At 29.2% G+C, this 18,211-nt stretch carries 18 protein-coding genes and 1 pseudogene; 15 read left to right on the top strand and 4 right to left on the bottom strand.

The genetic code is table 11. From position 1 onward, the window contains the following. Positions 1–124: 124 nt before the first annotated feature. From ACMC9J_RS00720 to ACMC9J_RS00670, 11 genes are all read left to right on the top strand, one after another. Positions 125–838: a (5-formylfuran-3-yl)methyl phosphate synthase gene (locus tag ACMC9J_RS00720; protein WP_019264423.1), complete on the top strand. Its 714-nt coding sequence runs from the start codon at positions 125–127 to the stop codon at positions 836–838. A gap of 16 nt (positions 839–854) precedes the next feature. Then, complete coding sequence (gene guaB, locus ACMC9J_RS00715) at positions 855–2,336, top strand: IMP dehydrogenase (RefSeq protein ID WP_019264422.1); 1,482 nt, start codon at positions 855–857, stop codon at positions 2,334–2,336. Between the two features lie 207 nt (positions 2,337–2,543). Next, the gene (gene rpl37A, locus ACMC9J_RS00710) at positions 2,544–2,813 is read left to right on the top strand and encodes a 50S ribosomal protein L37Ae (protein ID WP_004033629.1); all 270 of its coding nucleotides are present in this window, start codon (positions 2,544–2,546) and stop codon (positions 2,811–2,813) included. Positions 2,814–2,816: 3 nt separating this feature from the next. After that, entirely contained in the window at positions 2,817–2,948 is a 132-nt protein-coding gene (locus ACMC9J_RS00705; RefSeq protein WP_004033630.1) for a DNA-directed RNA polymerase subunit P, read from the top strand. Between the two features lie 50 nt (positions 2,949–2,998). Beyond that, the gene (locus tag ACMC9J_RS00700; RefSeq protein ID WP_019264421.1) at positions 2,999–3,481 is read left to right on the top strand and encodes a ribonucleotide-diphosphate reductase subunit beta; all 483 of its coding nucleotides are present in this window, start codon (positions 2,999–3,001) and stop codon (positions 3,479–3,481) included. Next, positions 3,478–3,744 (top strand): KEOPS complex subunit Pcc1, encoded by a 267-nt coding sequence (locus tag ACMC9J_RS00695; RefSeq protein ID WP_019264420.1) that lies wholly within the window; start codon positions 3,478–3,480, stop codon positions 3,742–3,744. Before ACMC9J_RS00700 ends, ACMC9J_RS00695 begins: the two co-directional genes overlap by 4 nt. A gap of 62 nt (positions 3,745–3,806) precedes the next feature. Then, positions 3,807–4,157: a prefoldin subunit beta gene (locus tag ACMC9J_RS00690; RefSeq protein WP_004033636.1), complete on the top strand. Its 351-nt coding sequence runs from the start codon at positions 3,807–3,809 to the stop codon at positions 4,155–4,157. 33 nt (positions 4,158–4,190) lie between these two features. Continuing rightward, positions 4,191–4,475, top strand: coding sequence for a DUF3194 domain-containing protein (locus tag ACMC9J_RS00685; RefSeq protein WP_019267080.1), 285 nt, complete (start codon positions 4,191–4,193; stop codon positions 4,473–4,475). Positions 4,476–5,122: 647 nt separating this feature from the next. After that, positions 5,123–5,812, top strand: a complete 690-nt coding sequence (locus ACMC9J_RS00680) for a HisA/HisF family protein (protein WP_427003360.1) — start codon at positions 5,123–5,125, stop codon at positions 5,810–5,812. Between the two features lie 13 nt (positions 5,813–5,825). Then, the gene (locus ACMC9J_RS00675; protein ID WP_427003359.1) at positions 5,826–6,266 is read left to right on the top strand and encodes a hypothetical protein; all 441 of its coding nucleotides are present in this window, start codon (positions 5,826–5,828) and stop codon (positions 6,264–6,266) included. 250 nt (positions 6,267–6,516) lie between these two features. Further along, positions 6,517–6,657 carry a hypothetical protein gene (locus ACMC9J_RS00670; protein ID WP_427003358.1) on the top strand — a complete coding sequence of 47 codons (141 nt, stop codon included), beginning with the start codon at positions 6,517–6,519 and terminating at the stop codon, positions 6,655–6,657. Between the two features lie 61 nt (positions 6,658–6,718). Here ACMC9J_RS00670 and ACMC9J_RS00665 read toward each other — a convergent pair whose 3' ends face one another. From ACMC9J_RS00665 to ACMC9J_RS00650, 4 genes and pseudogenes are all read right to left on the bottom strand, one after another. Continuing rightward, positions 6,719–7,156 carry a type II toxin-antitoxin system VapC family toxin gene (locus ACMC9J_RS00665; protein ID WP_019267083.1) on the bottom strand — a complete coding sequence of 146 codons (438 nt, stop codon included), beginning with the start codon at positions 7,154–7,156 and terminating at the stop codon, positions 6,719–6,721. Next, entirely contained in the window at positions 7,153–7,386 is a 234-nt protein-coding gene (locus tag ACMC9J_RS00660; RefSeq protein ID WP_427003357.1) for an AbrB/MazE/SpoVT family DNA-binding domain-containing protein, read from the bottom strand. The genes ACMC9J_RS00665 and ACMC9J_RS00660 overlap by 4 nt, the downstream gene beginning before the upstream one ends. 435 nt (positions 7,387–7,821) lie before the next feature. Then, positions 7,822–8,396 (bottom strand): annotated as a pseudogene (locus ACMC9J_RS00655) (transposase); the annotation flags it as partial. A gap of 158 nt (positions 8,397–8,554) precedes the next feature. Then, the gene (locus ACMC9J_RS00650) at positions 8,555–8,737 is read right to left on the bottom strand and encodes a hypothetical protein (protein ID WP_019265487.1); all 183 of its coding nucleotides are present in this window, start codon (positions 8,735–8,737) and stop codon (positions 8,555–8,557) included. Between the two features lie 97 nt (positions 8,738–8,834). Between ACMC9J_RS00650 and ACMC9J_RS00645 the strand changes: the two genes are divergently transcribed. The 4 genes from ACMC9J_RS00645 (at position 8,835) to ACMC9J_RS00630 (ending at position 18,204) form a co-directional block, all read left to right on the top strand. Next, a complete protein-coding gene (locus tag ACMC9J_RS00645) occupies positions 8,835–9,683 on the top strand; it encodes a cation diffusion facilitator family transporter (RefSeq protein ID WP_250416118.1) in 849 nt (282 codons plus the stop codon). 68 nt (positions 9,684–9,751) lie between these two features. After that, positions 9,752–10,633 (top strand): pyridoxal 5'-phosphate synthase lyase subunit PdxS, encoded by an 882-nt coding sequence (gene pdxS, locus ACMC9J_RS00640; RefSeq protein ID WP_004033648.1) that lies wholly within the window; start codon positions 9,752–9,754, stop codon positions 10,631–10,633. Between the two features lie 23 nt (positions 10,634–10,656). After that, positions 10,657–11,505, top strand: a complete 849-nt coding sequence (locus tag ACMC9J_RS00635; protein WP_427003356.1) for a PfkB family carbohydrate kinase — start codon at positions 10,657–10,659, stop codon at positions 11,503–11,505. A 162-nt stretch (positions 11,506–11,667) separates the two neighbouring features. Then, entirely contained in the window at positions 11,668–18,204 is a 6,537-nt protein-coding gene (locus tag ACMC9J_RS00630; protein WP_427003355.1) for a DUF3320 domain-containing protein, read from the top strand. Positions 18,205–18,211: the final 7 nt, after the last annotated feature.

Below are 18,211 nucleotides of genomic sequence, written 5' to 3'. Positions count from 1 at the left end.
AATTAGTGTTTAAATAATTTATTATCAACTTTTAATTTTTTGCCAGTAAAAATAATAAATATTTATAAGTAAGGTTATACTATATTTAATTATTATATTTAAAATGTAAAAACGGAGGAAATACATGCTTCTATTAATAAGTCCTATAAATCATGAAGAAGCTCTCGAATCTATTAAAGGCGGAGCAGATATTGTCGATGTGAAAAATCCTAAAGAAGGATCTTTAGGTGCTAATTTCCCTTGGGTTATTAGGGATATTAGGGAGATAACTCCTGAAGACAAATTAGTTAGTGCAACTTTAGGTGATGTACCGTATAAGCCAGGTACTGTTTCTCTTGCGGCGATGGGGGCTCATGTTTCTGGAGCAGATTATATTAAAGTAGGATTATATGGAACAAAAGATTATGATGAAGCAGTTGAAGTTATGGAAAATGTAGCTAAAACAATTAAAGATGTTGATAATGACACTATTGTTGTAGCTGCAGGTTATGCAGATGCACACCGTGTTGGTGCAGTTGACCCTATGGAAATTCCAAAAGTAGCTAAAGATGCTGGATGTGATTTAGCTATGCTTGATACTGCTGTTAAAGACGGTCATACATTATTTGATTATTTAAGTATTGAAGATTTAGAAAAATTTGTTAATGAAGCTCATAGTTATGGTTTGAAAACAGCTCTTGCAGGTTCTGTTAAAAAAGAACAGTTAAAACCTTTAAATGACATTGGTTGTGATGTTGTAGGTATTAGGGGAGCTGCTTGTGTAGGTGGTGATCGTAACACTGGTAAAATACATCATAGTGCTGTAGCTGAGCTTAAAGAATTATGTGATTCATTTTAAATAAGGTGATTTTTAAATGTTTTCAAAAAAAGTTCAAGAAGCAAAGGTAGCTTATACTTTTGATGATTTTTTATTAACTCCTAATGCAAGTTATGTGGAACCAAAGGATATTGATACTAGAATTAAATTAGGAAAAGGTATTAAGTTAAATATACCAATTTTAAGTGCTGCTATGGACACTGTTACTGAAGCAGATTTGGCAATAGCTATGGCACAGGAAGGTGGTATTGGAGTAATTCACAGAAATATTACTCAGGAAAAACAAGTGGAAGAAGTTAAAAAAGTCAAGTCAGCTGAAGATTTAACAATACGTGATGTTATAACTATTACTCCGGATTCTACAATTGCCGATGTTCAGGCAAAAATGAATGATGAATTAATCAGCGGTCTTCCAGTTGTAGATAATGATGAAATTATTGGTATAATCTCTAAAAGAGATATCAGACCTGTATTGAAAAAAGGTGTTGATAAAACTGTAAAGGACATCATGACATCTGATGTTGTAACTGTTGAAGAACCAATTACTGCAGAAGAAGCTTTAAACATTGCTTATGAAAATAAAGTTGAAAGACTTCCTGTTCTTCGTGACGGTAAACTGGTTGGAATCATTACTATTAAGGATATTTTAAATCAGGCTCAATATCCTAATGCTGCTCGTGATAAAGACGGCAACTATTTAGTGGCAGCTGCATCTGGTCCTTTTGATTTAGATAGGGCTATGGCTTTAGATCAGGCTGGTGCAGATATTATTTCTATTGACTGTGCTCATGCTCATAATATGAATGTAGTTAAGTTTACTGAAACTATTAAAGATAATATTGATGCTGATTTATGTGTAGGTAATATAGCTACTGCAGAAGCTGCTGAAGACTTAGCATCTATGGGTGTAGACGGTCTTAAAGTAGGTATTGGACCAGGTTCAATGTGTACTACTCGTATTGTAGCTGGTGTTGGTGTACCACAGCTTACAGCTATTTCCGAAGTTGCTGATGTAGCTCGTGAATATGATATTCCGGTAATAGCTGACGGTGGAATCAGATACTCTGGAGATATTGCAAAAGCTATTGGTGCAGGTGCAGATGCAGTAATGCTTGGTAATTTACTTGCAGCATCCTATGAAGCTCCTGGTGAAGTTGTTGTTATGAATGGTAAACAATACAAAAAATACCGTGGAATGGGTTCCATGGGAGCAATGACCAGTGAGTATGATGGTGGAGCAGACAGATACTTCCAAGGATCTAAAAGTAAAATGAATCATACCAAATATGTTCCTGAAGGAATTGAAGGAGCTGTGCCTTACAGAGGAACTGTTAATGAGATTTTATTCCAACTTGTTGGAGGTTTAAAATCTTCCATGGGATATTGCGGCGCTAAAGATATTGCAGCTATGCAGGAAAAAGCAAAATTCGTTAGAATCACAAGCAGTGGTATTAAAGAATCCCATCCTCATGATTTATTAATTACTAACGAAAGTCCTAATTATCCAACTCTTGATTAGTTGGCAGTAATTTAATTCGCAAAAATGATTGAATTTTTTCTCATTTTTGTGTTATAATCCTTTTTTAAGTTAAAATACCATTAACTTTAAATATTAGTATCTATAATATTATTATATTAGATAATTTTAAGATTATTTTATAATCTGTGTAAATAATTTTGAATATTTACATTATTACATATTTATTTTGATGTGGAGAGAATTTAAATGGCAAGAACAAAAAAAGTGGGTATTACAGGTAGGTTCGGTGCAAGATACGGAAGAAAAGCAAAAAGATCTGTAAAAATGATCGAAGAAAACATGAAAAAAAATCATGTTTGTCCTAGATGTGATAGACCTTATGTAAAAAGACAAGCTGCTGGAATTTGGAAATGTAGAAAATGTGGTGCAGTATTTACTGGAGGAGCATATGTACCAGAAACTCCTATGGCAAAATCTGCAGCACGTAACATAAGAAATGTTAACGTGGAGGAATAATCCTTGTATAGATGTCCACATTGTGGAACTGAAGTAGATCACAAAAGCTACATGGAAAATAAATGTCCTAAATGCAGATATAGGATTTTATTTAAAAATGTTCCAGAAGTAACAAGAATTATAAAAGCAAGATAATCATTTTGCTTTTATCTAATATTTTTTAAAACTATTTTTTATGATTTAAAATGTTAATTTCAACTTCTAGAAAACCTTCTCAAAAAACAAGAAAGTTTTGTAAAAATCTTGCTCATGCAACTGGTTCTACTAGTGTAAATAGGGGAAAAAGTAATATGCGTGAGTTACTTTTAAAAGCTCTTGAATTAGAGGAGCATAATTTGGCTATTGTTAATGAGATTAAGGGTAATCCTAGTAGAGTAACTTTTTATTCAAATAAAGGGGAAGTTTTGCTTATAATATTGATTGGTGTTAATACTTCTAATGAAAGATGCCATATTCTGCCTAAAAATTTGAAAATAGTTTCTAAAGTTGAAGAACTTAATGTTTTAAGTGAAATTTTAGGTTTTGAATTAGTAGATAAAGCTGGTGAAAATTATATTCTTATTTCTAAGGAAGAAGATTTAATAGCTAAAATTAATTTTGTAAATAAATTTGGAGATAAAACTGATTTGCAAATTAATGTTAAAAAGATTTTAGATGGGGAATTATGAACTTTGACAGTCCTCTTGAATCAGTTAAAAGTGATATAGCTATTGAATTTGAAAATCAAAAGCAGGCTAAAATAATTTATGATGCTATTGTTTTAGAATTTGAAACTGCTCCTGATTACAGATCATCTATGAATCTGACTTTAGATGAATCCAGGATTCTAATTAGAATAAATGCAGAAGATTCTACTTCTTTTAGAGCTTCTGTTAATTCTGCTATTAAATGGATTAAATTGTCTTTAGAGATTAATAATTTAACTATTTAATACAATATTTTTAAATATTATAAAAAACAACTTTTAGTTATTAAAACATAATAGGTGGTAAAATGGAAATTCCAGAAAATATACAACATCAATTAAATCAATTTCAACAATTACAACAACAAGCTCAAGCTGTAACTATGCAAATTCAAAATGTTGAAGTTCAAATTCAGGAAAGTGAAACTGCTCTTGAAGAACTTAACAAAACTGATGAAAATGCTGAAGTTTTCAAACAAGCTGGAAACTTACTTATTAAAGTTGATTATGCACAAGCAGTTGAAGATATGAATGAAAAATTAGAAACTCTTAAGTTAAGAAAACAAACTATGGCTCGTCAGGAAGAAAGAGTCATGAAAAAACTTGAAGAAATGCAAACTAACATTCAAGCTGCTATGCAAGGTTTACAAGGAGAATAATTCTCCTATAAAATTCTTTTTTTATAGATTATTATGTCTAAACTTAAAAAATTATCATCTGCTGATTTAGCTACTATTTCTGATGATTTTGGTGAAATTTTAGAAGTTGAAGTTTCAAAGGCTATTTCTACTAAGGAATTAGATGATTTGGATTTGGATATTGTCATTAGCTATGAGGATAATCAGTTAGATGTTGATGTTGATGTGGGAGTTACTTTTGATAAACTTTCAGAGATTACTCAAGATCAGATAGCTGGTGCTATTGATGAAGCTTATTTAAAATTTGATTCATATATTGATGAGAATTATAGGCAGTAATTTTATTTTTTAATTTTTATTAATACTTTTTTTATTTTTTATATTAATGAAGTAATACTTTTTTATAAAAAAGTATTTATACTATGGAAGTTGATGTATAATATACAGTTTGGAGTAATGTTTTATATTATTCATTAAGTCATCCTATTTAAGATACATAATGTATTGTCTTTCAGTTCTCCTCTTTTATACATTACTTCAAGCTATTTTTTACTAATATTTTACTTAGGATGCACTGTTGATTGTTATGTATTAAAAAATATCTTTAATTTTTCTTTTCAAGCTTAATTTAGCATATCTTGGATTTTTCTTTTATCAGAAATTGCATTTATTCAAATTTTTATTAAATTTCATATTTCTGTTTAATTTAAAAATTAGATATTCTAATTTTATTTAATATTTAGCCTGCTTTATTGTATAATTTAGTTATCAATTATACTTTAATTTTTATAAAATAAAGTAAAGTTTATATACTACGAAGTTAAATCTATGTGTAAGGTTCATAACATATTTTTTGTTAAACCCTTATAATTGATCATTATTTTTTTTATTTGGAAATTAGGTGTTCCTACCTAATTTCACCTCCTTATATATCAACAACTTTTTTTCAAAAATATTAATAGTTAGACATTATCAAATATTTAATCATGATTAAAAAAGTTCCTGTTTTAGATTTAAAAGATAATGTTGCTGTTAGTGGAAAATCTGGATTAAGGGATACATATACTCCATTGCAAACAGTTTTCGCCCCATCATCCAATCCTATTGATATAGCTAATGGATTATTAATTAATGGAGCAGATGAGTTATATATTGCGGATTTGGATTTAATTGAAAGTAAAGGCCATAATATTCATGATATTAAAATGGTAAATACAATTATACCTGTCATGCTGGATGCTGGTGTTAAGGATTTTGAATCATTTACTTTCTTTTTAGACTATGCATATAAGATAATTGTTCCGACAGAAACTATAAAAAGCATTGATGAGATTAAAAAGATTTTTGAAAAGTATCCTAAAGAAAGGATTGTTGTAAGTGTAGATGTTAAAGACAATGAATTATATTCCAGGAATTTAGACATTTCATTAGCTGAATTTAAAGAAATTTTGAAAGAATTGGATCCTGATGAAATAATTCTTTTGGATATTACAAGTGTTGGAACACAAAAAGGTTATAATCAGGAATTATTGGATGATTTTGAAGATTTGAAAGATAAACTGATTATAGCAGGTGGTTTAAATAACAAAGCAGTTAGTGAACTTGAAAATATTGGTATAAAAAAGGTTTTAGTAGGAACTGCTTTGCACTCTGGTGAAATGAAATTACTTGACTGATTAAAAATTATAAATGGAGGAAGATATTGTGGTTAATAAAGATACTTTAATTATTGTACTGGTTATTATCTGTTTAAGTGTTGTAATCTGTGGAGCAATACTTGTCTTTGGAAATACTCAGGAAACATATAATAGCACAACAGTTAATAATACGAATAATACTAATGTGTCTGTAGGTAATGTAACTTCAGATTCTGATTCATCATCCGGATCTAAAAGTAGCGGTTCATCATCTAAATCTGCAGATGATGGTTATGAAAGACCTACAAGAATTTATGGTGGTGAAGAATACTTAACTGCCCATGAATCTGATGTTTTAGATAGTGGATGGGATCCAAAACAACATGAAGTTTCCCGTAGTGACCTTGGAAACGGATATCATAGAATTAATTATGACGACGGTTACTTCAGAGTCTGTGATGACCGCGGTTATGTTGTAACTTACGGTTATTGATAATTCTTATCCATCTTTTTTTTTAAAATTATTGTGTCTGCTAAAATTGATTTTTGATTTTTTGTCAAAAAATTTTTAGCTTAATTTTTTATTATTTTTATATTATTCAATCTACATTTCATTAATTTTTATTTTTAATTAATTTTAACAATTATTTTATATAAATAGTGTTGTTAAATATTTATTTTTTGTTTTAAATGATTTTTAGATAGTTGAAAAGCTGTCTGTTAAATCACTACAGTTCATTCAAATGGAAAAAGAAAACATAGCATTAAAATCAGAAGTAAGGAATATTAGAAATGAACTTGAGGAGAGGGGAAGTTTAAAAAAAAGAATAGGTATCATAAATAAGGTTACTGAGGGGCATAATAGTGATATAAAAATTAAGTGATAGTATTGGGCGTGTTTTAGTATCCTGTTGATGCTATCAGAATATATAATAATTTTGATAATTATAGATAATCTAAACCAATTAAACTAATTTTATTGAAATTTTTGAATTGTTGATTAAAGCTGACCAATTCAGTAATGTTTGATTCTTTCATGGTTAAGATAATGCTTGAATCGGTGAAACTTAGTTTTGTCTTTTTACTGTTGTCTCCAACAATTTTTTTGAAGATATCAAATGTTTTAGCTGTGTAGTTTAAAATCGTGTATTCATTTAATATCTCAAAGCTGTCAACCAGACTGTAATATATTTCTTCAGCAGCATCTATGTTCATTTTTCTGCCTGTTAATGTTAAAACTTCGTTTAGCACGTTATTATTAATGTATACATTCTGTGAGAGAATGTTTTCAGCTTCTTCTAGTTTTAAAGCGTTTTCATGCAAGTCATCATTTGAATTGATATAGGCTAAGATGAAAGATGTATCTAGGAATATTTTTCTCATTCGTACAAACCTCTTTTCAATTCTACAGCATTGGTTTTTTCATCAGTTTTAAAAGCACCAGCTAGATTTTTAAAGTTTCTTTTCTTTCTAAAATTTATTTCAGGATTTCCATTTTTATTTATAAACCATTCTACAACAGTTTCATTGTCAATTTCATAATTTTTTCTTATTTCTTTTGGTATTGTGGTTTGGTAATTGCTTTGAATTTTACTTGTAGCTAATATCAGCATTTTTTTCACCTCTTGGTTTTTAGTATCTATGATATTATCTCTTTCTAATAGGATATAATATATATGATAATAAATTTTTATTAGAAAATTTAATATTATAGTAATTAAATATAATATAGTATAGTGAATGTTATTCCAATTATGAGAAAACCACACCATACTAATTGGATAAGTATGTACAAATTCATGAAACATTTTTTGCATAATTTAGGGACTTATCAAGTGTCTATTTCAGTGCATTATTTTTGGAGATATGAATGCCTCTTCTTAATCTTAATTGGTAAGAGTAAGATTTAATTGTATGACTTTGTCAGGATCTCATGTAAATGTTGCAATGGCGACATATGAATGATAAATTTGTACTGGGAAATCTTCGAAGAAGGATTTCTAAATTTTTGGAGTCTGTAAAATTTTATAGGTTTATTGATTTTAATGTGTCTTTCGGTCTAATTTTGCATTTGATAGTCTAAAAATATTAGAATTCCATTGATAATAGTCAGAATATTCAAATTTTTCATTGCTGGTGTTTTCTTCGTGATTTTTGCCGGAATCAGTTCTTGATTGTTTGATGGGATATTCTGATTCCAAGGAATATTTCAAAGTATTTACTTATTTTACGAGGTGATTGATACCATATTTTCATTATTCCTGAAATTTTATCCATTATTTCTTGTAAGAATTGTTTATTTTTACCAATTAAAGGATTATTGTATATTTTAGAATTTTTTTCCACATTTTTTGCATTGATATTGCTGTTCTTTTATTGTGCCTTTTTTGATTATTTTGTGGCTTCCACAAACTGGACAAATAGGATCATCATATTTTAAAGTATTATTTTCATCTAAAAATAGTTTTATGGTTAGTATTTTCAAAATCAGGTGTTTTATTCAGTCTTTTTGAAAATGATTTTTTTCTTGATCAATTTTTTCATCAGAAAAATCATGAAGTTTAAGTTGCATGAAGTTTATATTACTATTGAGGACAGATTTGTTTTGTTTTGTCGTAAACATTATTTGTCCTCATTTATTAAAGTATTTTACTATTTTTAAATCATTTATATTGAAATTAAAGAAAAATTAGAATGAAAGTTCATTTGTAAAAAATTCAAAATCAAATAAGCCTATAAAATTTTACAGACTCAAAATTGTAAAAAGAGTAAAATGTTATTTTATAATAACAAAAATCTTAAAATTATATATGGTAATATAGCCGCTAAGACAAATAATACTATTCCAATACTGAATTTGTATTTATTTTCATCTAATGTTCCGGATATTAATAATAAAACTCCAAAGAACCCGAATATTACCGGTAAAATATGTGAAAATAAAGTAATTCCTGCAAAAGCCATTTTTTATCACTATTATACATATTGTCTATTTAATTATATAAAGATATTTGTGGTGTTATCATAACCTTTTTTAATTTAATCAAACTTATAATAGTGTATGAAAATAGAACACAATCATGAACATCATGAAAAAGCTACAGGTAATCTCCTTTTTGTTTTCATTTTAAATATTATTTTTAATGTGGTAGTTATCTTCGGAGGATTAATTACAAATAGTGTAGCTATTCTTGCTGATTGTTTACATGATTTATCAGATACTATATCTGTTGGATTGGCTTGGGTATTAGAGCATATATCTCAAAAAAATCCAAATGAAAGCTATACTTATGGTTATCAGAGGTTTTCTATTTTAGGAGCAGTCATAACTTCAATTTTTGTAATTATTGTTTCAGTTGTTGTAGTTTATGAATCAGTTTCACGTTTATTAAATCCTGTAGCACCGGAAGCAGGATGGATGCTTTTAGTAGCTATTGTCGGGATTATATTTAAAGGTGTTTCTGTTTTTAAACTTCATAAAGGAGAAACCATTAATGAAAAAGTTATTCTATTTCATCTTTTAGGAGATGTATTCGGATGGGTAGCTATTTTAATTATTAGTGTAATATTAATGTTTTGGAATGTATCATTTTTAGATCCGTTACTTTCATTAATAATTAGCTTATGGTTATTATATAATATGGGTAAAGCATTACATGAGTCTGTCTGTGTTTTACTTCAAAAATCACCTAAAAATATTGATGTTAGTGAAGTCAAATCCCAAATAGAAAGTTTAAATCATGTTGATAATATTTCAGATATGCACTTATGGTCTTTAGACGGTATTGATTCTATTTTAACATTAAAAATAATCATTGATGATGTTAATAATGGTGATGAAGTTAAAAACGAGATTCAGACTATTGCTTCTAAATATCATATAATAGACACGACAGTTGAATTTATGTAAACAATTATAAGTTATGAAAAATATATAAAGTGTTATATTTTTATAAATTAGTTATGGAGAATCTTTTCATGGAAAAAGGAACAGATGTTTTAAAAGAAGGCTTCGCTAAAATGACAAAAGGCGGAGTTATTATGGATGTTGTAAATGCAGAACAAGCAGGAATTGCTGAAGATGCTGGTGCAGTAGCTGTTATGGCTTTAGAAAAAGTGCCTGCTGATATTCGTGCTGCTGGAGGAGTAGCTAGGATGGCTGATCCTACTATTGTTGAAGAAGTTGTAGATGCAGTTTCAATTCCTGTTATGGCTAAAGCTAGAATTGGTCATATTGCAGAAGCACAAATTTTAGAAACATTAGGTGTAGATATGATTGATGAAAGTGAAGTACTTACACCTGCTGATGAAGAATATCATTTAAACAAAAAAGAATTCACTATTCCTTTTGTATGTGGTGCACGTAACTTAGGGGAAGCTTTAAGGAGAATTGATGAAGGTGCTGCAATGATTCGTACCAAAGGTGAACCAGGTACAGGAAATATTGTTGAAGCAGTTCGCCATATGAGGATGGTTTTAGGAGAAATCAGAACTATTCAAGGTTTAGATGAAGAAGAATTATGGAAATATGCAAGAAAAATAGAAGCTCCAATTGATCTTGTTAAAGAAACTGCACAACTTGGTAAATTACCTGTAGTTAACTTTGCAGCTGGAGGTATTGCTACTCCTGCAGATGCTTCTTTAATGATGCAGTTAGGTTCTGACGGTATTTTTGTAGGTTCTGGAATATTCAAATCCAATAATCCGGAAGCATTTGCTAAAGCTATTGTTGAAGCAACTGCAAATTATGATAAACCTGAAGTATTAGCTGAAGTTTCAAAAGGACTTGGGGAAGCTATGAAAGGTTTAGAAATGTCTACATTATCTGAAGCTGACAGAATGCAAGACAGAGGAATTTAAATTCCTTATTTTTACTTTTTTTTATGACAATTGTGGTTATTGGTCCGCTAACACAAGACCAAATCATTACTTCAAATTCAAAAACATCTGCTGCTGGAGGAGCCAGTTATTTTCAATCATTTGTTTTTGAAGAGTTTAATATGGATTATGTTGCAGTTGCAAACTTTAATAATCTAGATTTAATTAAGGATTTTCCAAATTTAGGTAATTTAATTCCTATTGTTGGAGACGATACTCATTATTTTATTAATGAATATCCTGAAAACGATAATTTGGATATTAGAAAACAGTACACTAATTTTGCAGATATTCCACTTTTAAAAAATCAGCTGGAGTTTGTTTTAGATGATATTTTTGAAATTGATGCATTTATTTTAAATCCTCTAAATAGAAATGATTTTCCTGTTGAAACAGTTGATTATCTAAAAACTTTCAATGTGCCAATTTATTTATCTGTTCAGGGTTTTTTACGTCTTCCAGATGAAAAAATTGATGATAAAAATTATTCAATTAAATTAGAAATGTATAATGATTTAGAGGATATTTTAAATGGAGTTACAGGTATATTTTTAGATGAAAGCGAAGCTAAAATTGTATTTGATGACGGTAATTATAATAAGTATGATATTGATGAAATTGTAATTACAAATGGCAGTGATGGCTCCAGAATTATCAGCAATGGTGATGAAATTAAAATTGAGGCTGTAGAAGTTGATAATATAATGGATGCTACTGGCTGTGGAGATACATATATGGCAGCTTATATTCTAAAGAGATTGCTTTTAGATTCACCAAAAGAAGCTGGAGAATTCGCTTCATTAATAGCTAGTGAAAAATTGATGTCCTTTGGACCGTACAAATCTTTAATATAACTTTAATTTACTTGTATTATGATTATATATATTTATAATAATATTACCTGTTTTTTTAAGCTTTTATTTAAATTTTATTTAATTAGAAAACTTTATTAATTAATGAAAAAATAATTATATATGATTTCTGAATTTTTTTAGTTTATATAATAAAGGGGCAGCATGTTAAATAATTCATCAGATAAAATCAAAAAGGAGTTTGAAAACTTACGTAATGAGCTTTTAGATTTAACTTTAAGAAATCAGCTTCTTAATTTTAAAACCAGAGCCAGAACAATTACTATTTCAAATCAATCACCAATTAACATTTATCAAACATTAGTTTTGCAAAATAATAAAATGTATTTTGTAGCTAATAAAAAAGAGAAAAAAGAGGAAAAATCAGGATTTTCAATTTGGGATCATGCTCCATTTGATCTTTCAAGGTTCACTGATGGGGATAAAACATTATCTACAGATTTAACTCCTAATGAACTTCAAAAAAGATTGTTTTATATTAATAACCAAGCTAAAACAATGTTGCAGGAACAAGGTTATAATATTCTTTATTTGGCTGTCGGATTTTTAGAATGGAGAGATAATACCAAACCAAAACAGGTAAATCATGCTCCATTAGTTCTTATTCCAGTTGCAATGGAGCGTAAAAAAGTAGGTAAATCATTTAATTTAGAGTGGACAGGAGAAGATATTCAAACAAATATATCTATTAAAGCTAAATTAAAAGAAAACGGTATTGATTTTCCGGATTTTGAATTTAAAAAATATGGTGAAGCTATTGACCATTATTTAAGAGAAGTTAGGGATTCTGTTAGAGGAATGAATGAATGGAAAGTTAATACTAATATAGCTTTAGGTTTCTTTAGTTTTACCAAGTTTGTAATGTATAATGATTTAAATCCTGAAGCATGGGAAAATAATGTGGATTTAACTAAAAATGAGTTAATACAAGCTATATTTAATCCAAGTATTAATGATAAAGAGGCATTTAAGGAAGAAGACATTGATTCCCAATTGGAATACTCTAAAATGTATCAGGTTTTAGATGCTGATTCTTCACAGATTGCAGCTATTCAGGATGTTAAAGCCGGAAGAAATTTAGTTGTAGAAGGACCTCCTGGAACTGGTAAGTCTCAGACAATTGTAAATTTAATAGCTGAACTTCTTGCTGAAGGAAAATCTGTTTTATTTGTCAGTGAAAAAATGGCTGCTTTAGATGTAGTAAAAGACAGATTAACAGGTGTCGGATTAGGTAAGTTTATATTGGAATTGCATTCACATAAAACAAGGCGTAAAAAATTCTTGAAAGATTTGGAAAAGGCTACAACAGTAAGATCTCAGGAACCAATGAATATAGATCAGACTATAAGAAAGCTTGAAACATTAAGACAGCAGCTTGATGATTATGCAGAAATTATTCATAAACCATTGTATGAGGTTCAATTATCTGCATTTCAGTTATATGGTTTAAAAGAAGCAGCTGATGAGCATTTTTCAAGAAGTAACCGTATAATTCCATTAGTCAGGTTTTCTCATCCTGAAACTTTGACTTTAAAAGATTTGGATGACATAACTATATCTTTAGAAAACCTGGCTGAGTTATATCAGACAATTTCTAAGGAAAATCCCTGGAGTAAATGTGCTCCAAAAAGTTTACTTCCTGCAGATTTAAGGGAAATCGAGCAATTAATTAATGATACATTACATGCTTTAGATGACTTTTTAGTTGAAAGGGGAAGAGTTTATGATATTTATGGTATCAAAAAACCAGAGACACTTAATGAATTTGAAAAGTCTCTTTCAGCATTTGATATAATCAGTTCTAAAAATTCTGAATTGATTGATGGTGACATATTAAAATCAGGAGCCTGGAATAATAACAATGATGATGCTTATAGGTTAATAAAAGAATTGGATAAATATCAAAAAGCAGCTAAATCATTAGACAAATTTAATTCAGGCATATTTTCTGCAGATATTGACAGACTGATTGGACAGGTTCAAGAAAGTGCTCATAAGAAATTATCCAGATTATTCGGTAATAAACCTCACATTGAGTTAGTTGAAAGATATTATCAAGGTCCAGTTCCTAAATCTCCAGAAGATGTTATATTTGATTTGGAACAGGCAAAACAGGTAATTCTTATTAAAAATCAATTGGATGCTAATAAATCATTAGCTCGTAAATATTATGGTGATTATTGGTATTTAGGTGCAAACATTAATGATTTAAAAGAAATAGCAAAATGGATGAATGAATTCGTAGCTTTAACCCGTGACGGAATCTTTTCACAAAACACTATTGATATTTTATCTAAAGATATGTTTAGTATAAATCCTAAAGAGGATTTGACTGAGTACATTGAATCCGGAAATTTATTTGAAAGTGAACTTAAAAAATTAGAATCTAAATTAAACCCTAGAAGTAAACTGATTTTTAAAAGGGATACTGGAGATGTTGCTTTTGAAAAATGGCAGGAACAATTATATAACTGGAGAGGACAGTTATCCAGTCTTCATTTATGGTCACAATATTTAAATACTAAAAATGCTTGTAAAGGAACAGATTCTGAACAGTTTATTGATTCAATTGAAAGAAGAGACATTAAAAAAGATGATGTTAAAGCACTGGTTCAGGGAAACTTTGCAGATTCATTATTAAATATTTTATTTGTTGAAAATCAGGAACTGGCTACATTTATTGGAGAATTACATGAAAATAGAATAAAAGAGTTTGAAGATTTAGATAAAAAAATATTATCCCTAAACCGTAAAAGAATTTTCCAAAAGTTAAATAATAATATTCCACAAATATTTGGAGCTACTGAAAATCCGGAAGCTAAAATATTAGCCGGAGAATTTACAAGAAAAAGCGGGCATCTGCCAGTTAGAAAATTATTGGAAAAAGCTGGAGGAATCATTAAAAGGATAAAACCATGTTTTATGATGAGTCCGTTATCTGTTGCACAGTATCTTGACCCTACAAATGAAGAATTGCAGTTTGATGTTGTTATTTTTGACGAAGCAAGTCAAGTTAAACCTGAAGATGCATTAGGTGCATTTATGAGAGGCAAAACTGCAGTTGTAATGGGAGATACTCAGCAGTTACCTCCAACATCCTTCTTTGACCAAATGGCAACCGGTGAAAGTGAAGAAGAGGTAGCTACTTCCTTGGATATGGAGAGCATATTGCATTTATGTAAATTGTCATTCCCTGTTAAAATGCTTAAATGGCATTATAGAAGTCGTCATGAATCTTTAATTTCTGTTTCAAATAAAGAATTCTATAATAATGAGTTGTTGGTATATCCTTCTCCGTCCCATGATGATCCGGAACTGGGATTAAAATTCCATTATAATCCAAATACTGTTTATGACAGAGGTTCATCATCTGCAAACCATCTGGAAGCCCGTGATGTTGTAAAGGAAATTTTCAATCATTTTGATAAGTATGGAGATACTAAAAGCTTAGGTGTTGGAACATTTTCTGTTGCTCAAAAAAATGCAATTCTTGAAGAACTGGAAATTGAACGTAAAAACCGTCCGGAATTAGAGCCATTATTCTCAGAAAATAAAGATGAACGTTTCTTTGTTAAAAACCTTGAAACAATACAGGGGGATGAAAGAGATGTTATCTTAATAAGTGTAGGATATGGTCATGACCAAGCAGGAAAAATGTCTCTAAATTTCGGTCCATTAAATCAGGACGGTGGGGAAAGAAGGTTAAATGTATTAATTACACGTGCAAGGGAAAAATGTGTAGTATTTTCCAACTTTAAAGCTTATGATATGCATTTAACAGCAAATCCGCCATATGGTGTAAAAGCTCTAAAAGAATTCCTGTCATATGCTGAGAATTTGACTTTAGGAGCATCACAAATAACTCAACAGTCCAGTGAACCATTTGAAGATGCAATTGCCAGTTTTTTAGCTGAAAACGGTTATACAGTAGATAAACAAATTGGATGTGCAGGATTTAGAGTGGATTTGGCTATTGTTGATGATGAAAATCCCGGAAAGTATATTCTGGGAATTACAACTGACGGAAAAATGTATGCATCAAGTAAAGTAGCTAGAGATAGAGATAGGCTAAGAGAACAGGTTCTAAAAGGTCTTGGATGGAAACTTTATCATTTATGGTCTACAGACTGGTATAGAAATAGGGATTTGGGACGTAAAAGATTACTTGAAGCTGTTGAAATAGCTATTAAAGAAACACGTGAAGAGGAAAAACGCAAATCTGAAGAAGCTAAAAAACTGGCTGAAAAAAGGAAAAAAGAAGCTGAAAAATTAGCTGAAGAATTACGTCTTGCAAAACAAAAGGAGCTTGAAGAACAAAAAGAAAATGAAAAATCAACTTCTGATATTGGTGAGGATGAAAATATTGAAGTTATTCCTCCTGAAGAGGATTTGGAATTTAATGAAAATAAAAATGATTCTTCGGATGTTGAAGATGATGATTATTTATTTGAAGGAAATAGTACTGAATCTGAATCTGGAGAAGATGAAATTTCTGATGTTGAGGTTATTCTTCCTGAGGAAGATGATGATTCTGAATTTGAGGAGAGTGTAGTTTCTGATGTTGGGGTTGTTTCTTCTGGGGAAGATGATGATTCTGAATTTGAGGAGAGTGTAGTTTCTGATGTTGGGGTTGTTTCTTCTGAGGAAGATGATGATTCTTTAAAATCTAAAAAAGAAGATTTCTCTGAAGTTAAAGAAGAAAGTTCTCAAGAGTCTATAAATGATGAAACTAAAGATATTAAAGATAAAAATAAATCTAAAAAATCTTTATCAAAAGGTTTTGGTATTAGTTCAATTTTCAAATCTAAAAAGAAAAATGCAGGTAAAAATACTGAAAAAATAAATGATATTAAATTTAGTAAAAATATTGAAAATGAAGATGAATTAGATTTTAAAAATGATAAAACTGATTCAAAACCTGAAGAAAAAGCAGAAGATATAAAAGTTAATGCTAAAAATAGTGATAATGATAAAGAAGAGGAATTAAAAGCTTTGGAACCTGAAGAAGATATTAATAATGATAATGTTGATTCTAAAGAGGACGAGTTAAAATCTAAAGAAGAGGTTAATGAATCTTTTGATGAAGAAGTAAATCCTATAGAATCAGATAATAAGAAATCTAAAAATAATTCTATTAAAAGTATTTTCTTTGATAATGAAAGATTGGAAAACAAAGAACATGGAACAATAGCTAGTGCGATTATTGGTAAATCTAAATTGGAAAAAGAGGAAATTGAAACTGTAGGTGGTGAAATAATGGAGAATGAAAATCCTAAGTTACATAGGCCAACTCCTAAGGATGAGTATGTTGTAGAACCTGAAATTATTGATGAAAATTCACAAGATGGTGAGAAATTATATGAAAATCTAAAATTTAAATCTAATGTAGATTTAGATGATGAAGATATTCATAATGTAGCTTCTGATATTGTAGCTAATGCTTTTGAAGAAGTAATTTCAGATATTAATAATGAAAAAGACATTGAAGTAAATATAATTGATAAAGATAATTATCAAGATTATGATGATGAAAATCAGTATACTCAACAGGATGATAATATTTCACAGGAAACATCAACTACATCTACATCAGTTAATCAAGATGATTATTATCAGGGAGTAAGTGGCATTACCAATCCTCTTAAAAAGAACAATGTTTACCATAAAACAAATGATAATAAAAACAAATCTGTTAAAGATTCTCTTGTTGATTTAAAAAATGAAGTAAAATATATTAATAAATCATTAAAAGAAATTGAAAATCCAACACCTGCAGAATATGTAGCTGTAATTGACAGAACTGAAGAATATAATCCAGATGATTATATAACTCCTGAACATGATGAAGATGAGTATGTCTTTTCCAATGATGAAACAGAAGAATTAACTTTTGCTGAAGCTGAAGAAAAAAGATATGAACAGGAAAAATTGATGGAAGCACTTAAAAAAGAAATAGCTAGTGATGAAAATGTTATTATTCCGATTCATGAAGAGAAAAGAAGACAGCAAATGCAAGATCAAGCTTTGGAAGATATTATTCAAACAGCTAATGAAGATTATGTTGAAATTGAAAAGGAAAGATTTAAAAATAACAATACATTAAAAGCATTTGATGATAAAAAACTTCCAGGAAAAGTCAAACTTAAAGATGAAATTGCAGAGTATAAACAGGCTGAAGATATTGGTTTAACATCACAGGAGGATTTATTTAAAAAGTCCAGTGAAGAAGTAGCTAAGTCTATTGATAAAATTGTAAGAATAGAAGGTCCAGTTCATGTTAGTGAAGTTATTAAAAGAGTTAAAGACAGCTGTAATATTAAAAGAGCTGGTGCTAATTTGAAAAAAGCAGTTAATGGTGCTATTAGTGCATCTGAAGATGCGGGAAACATTATTAAAATTGGTGACTTTTTATATGATTCTGCAAGCAATGATGTATGCATCAGAAAAAGACATAAACCTAATATTGATTTAATTTCTGATGAGGAAATAGCTAAAAATATTGAAAGAATTTTAGTTCATAAACAATCAATCTCTGCAAAAACATTACCAAAAGAAGTTTCAAGGAATTTTGGATTTAAATCAACTTCCAAAAAGACAGCTAATAAAATTAACAGTGTTTTAGATTTAATGATAGCTGATAATAAAGTCAAGTTAGATAATGATACTCTTGAGTTAAAATAGTGTAAAA

This window comes from Methanobrevibacter intestini, assembly GCF_047402955.1.
GTDB lineage: Archaea > Methanobacteriota > Methanobacteria > Methanobacteriales > Methanobacteriaceae > Methanocatella > Methanocatella intestini.
Note: the sequence above shows the minus strand (reverse complement) of the source record. Positions and strands in the feature narration are given on the sequence as shown.

Coding starts and splice junctions, on each gene's coding strand:
- ACMC9J_RS00700 (WP_019264421.1), top strand. CDS start 2,999: ATGTTAATTTCAACTTCTAGAAAACCTTCTCAAAAAACAAGAAAGTTT.
- ACMC9J_RS00660 (WP_427003357.1), bottom strand. CDS start 7,386: ATGCTGATATTAGCTACAAGTAAAATTCAAAGCAATTACCAAACCACA.
- ACMC9J_RS00690 (WP_004033636.1), top strand. CDS start 3,807: ATGGAAATTCCAGAAAATATACAACATCAATTAAATCAATTTCAACAA.
- pdxS (WP_004033648.1), top strand. CDS start 9,752: ATGGAAAAAGGAACAGATGTTTTAAAAGAAGGCTTCGCTAAAATGACA.
- ACMC9J_RS00635 (WP_427003356.1), top strand. CDS start 10,657: ATGACAATTGTGGTTATTGGTCCGCTAACACAAGACCAAATCATTACT.
- ACMC9J_RS00695 (WP_019264420.1), top strand. CDS start 3,478: ATGAACTTTGACAGTCCTCTTGAATCAGTTAAAAGTGATATAGCTATT.
- ACMC9J_RS00685 (WP_019267080.1), top strand. CDS start 4,191: ATGTCTAAACTTAAAAAATTATCATCTGCTGATTTAGCTACTATTTCT.
- ACMC9J_RS00650 (WP_019265487.1), bottom strand. CDS start 8,737: ATGGCTTTTGCAGGAATTACTTTATTTTCACATATTTTACCGGTAATA.
- rpl37A (WP_004033629.1), top strand. CDS start 2,544: ATGGCAAGAACAAAAAAAGTGGGTATTACAGGTAGGTTCGGTGCAAGA.
- ACMC9J_RS00665 (WP_019267083.1), bottom strand. CDS start 7,156: ATGAGAAAAATATTCCTAGATACATCTTTCATCTTAGCCTATATCAAT.
- ACMC9J_RS00680 (WP_427003360.1), top strand. CDS start 5,123: ATGATTAAAAAAGTTCCTGTTTTAGATTTAAAAGATAATGTTGCTGTT.
- guaB (WP_019264422.1), top strand. CDS start 855: ATGTTTTCAAAAAAAGTTCAAGAAGCAAAGGTAGCTTATACTTTTGAT.
- ACMC9J_RS00630 (WP_427003355.1), top strand. CDS start 11,668: ATGTTAAATAATTCATCAGATAAAATCAAAAAGGAGTTTGAAAACTTA.
- ACMC9J_RS00670 (WP_427003358.1), top strand. CDS start 6,517: ATGGAAAAAGAAAACATAGCATTAAAATCAGAAGTAAGGAATATTAGA.
- ACMC9J_RS00645 (WP_250416118.1), top strand. CDS start 8,835: ATGAAAATAGAACACAATCATGAACATCATGAAAAAGCTACAGGTAAT.
- ACMC9J_RS00675 (WP_427003359.1), top strand. CDS start 5,826: ATGGAGGAAGATATTGTGGTTAATAAAGATACTTTAATTATTGTACTG.
- ACMC9J_RS00720 (WP_019264423.1), top strand. CDS start 125: ATGCTTCTATTAATAAGTCCTATAAATCATGAAGAAGCTCTCGAATCT.